We start from the raw sequence: 1374 nt of genomic DNA on the forward strand, positions 1-1374 counted from the left end.
TATATAAGATTTAAATCCAATTATTCAATAGAAGTTAACAATAATGATCACATTTTTTGATATTACTATTTTTGCTATTATTACTCTTTTCTCATTTTTCGGCTTATATCAAGGTATAATCGGGTTTTCAACTAGAATACTCGGTATTATTACTTCTATAATGTTAGGATATTTCTTATATCCGTATATTTCTGAACTAATCGGGAAATATATGGAGAATGAGGTTATAAGAATAATTATTGCCGGTGTTATATCTTATCTTGTTTCTTTAATTTTATGTGTTTTTATAGTTTATAAATTTCTTGCTATAATTGCGTTTATGAGAAACGGTTTTATTGACAGATTCTTAGGGTTATTAGCAGGATTTGCTGTAGGTACTACTATCTCCTTAGTATTATTTTTTATAACAATGGTCTTTACTTCTGAAAACTATTTTAAAAGTAAATCTTTAAAAGATTTTGTAGTAAGTAGCAAGCAGAGCAAATATGGAGGAGTACTGAAAGTGTCCGTTACCACTGATTATTTAGATGAATTAAGTAAAAATATTATAGTTATAATTCCAAACGAGACTTTCAAATCTATTAAAATATTTGAAAATAAAGACTTAAATAATTTCAAAAATTCCCTTAAGAAATCAAATGATTCTAACGATGATGAGGATATATTTTCTCAAGAGTTACAAGATGAGCTTTCTAATATAGATGATGAATAGGATGTTACTTCATAGTTATTATGTCATTCCCGCGTAAGTGGGAATCCAGTAACCTTTAATATTATTCCGTGGCTGACCCACGGGATCCGGTAAAAATACTAAAATTATTAGTATTTTTTATTGTTTTTATGGACCCCGTGGTCAAGTAACTAGGTGACACCGTGGGTTTAACCGAGCCACGCGGGCAATGCTTGTGTAGCTCATGACGATTACCTATCAAATAAACACCATAGCCCCCTACCCCTTCATTAAACCGGTCTATTTCCTTTAAGTTTTATAAATCACTTAATCATAATCAATTAATAAATATTAAGTAATAGTAAATTTATTAATTAATTATTGCACATTGTAAATAAATAGTGTATAATGACCGATAAGTTAAGTGCTAAAAACATTAAAAACAATAAGTTATAGGGGAAATTATGACTAATATGAAAAAACTTTTTAATAAACTTTTACTAGCAACCAGCAGTATCGGGCTACTTGCAAGCATGGCAAGCTTTGCGGCGGTTGTTGTTGCTGTTCCGCACGAGAATAATACTTCTTACATAATGGATCCAATGCGAAGGGGAGACAGGTCTCAAGATTGGAGAAGTAATAGTGGAGCTCAGCATCAACCGCAAAACGGGGATGATATTATTTTAAGAAGAGCTCAATTAATG

General features: G+C 30.7%; 2 protein-coding genes. Both read left to right on the forward strand.

Annotation, left to right across the window (positions count from 1 at the left end; all coding sequences use genetic code 11):
• Nucleotides 1–43: 43 nt before the first annotated feature.
• A complete protein-coding gene (locus A452_RS0107385) occupies nt 44–712 on the forward strand; it encodes a CvpA family protein (protein WP_014412047.1) in 669 nt (222 codons plus the stop codon).
• 431 nt (nt 713–1143) lie between these two features.
• On the forward strand, nt 1144–1374 hold a 231-nt coding region (locus A452_RS08855), incomplete at its 3' end, for a hypothetical protein (RefSeq protein WP_162828827.1).

The sequence above is a fragment of the Rickettsia australis str. Phillips genome (assembly GCF_000273745.1).
GTDB classification, from domain to species: Bacteria; Pseudomonadota; Alphaproteobacteria; order Rickettsiales; family Rickettsiaceae; genus Rickettsia; species Rickettsia australis.

Excerpts from the sequence above, each read along its gene's own strand:
- A452_RS0107385 (WP_014412047.1), top strand. The coding sequence starts at position 44 with ATGATCACATTTTTTGATATTACTATTTTTGCTATTATTACTCTTTTC.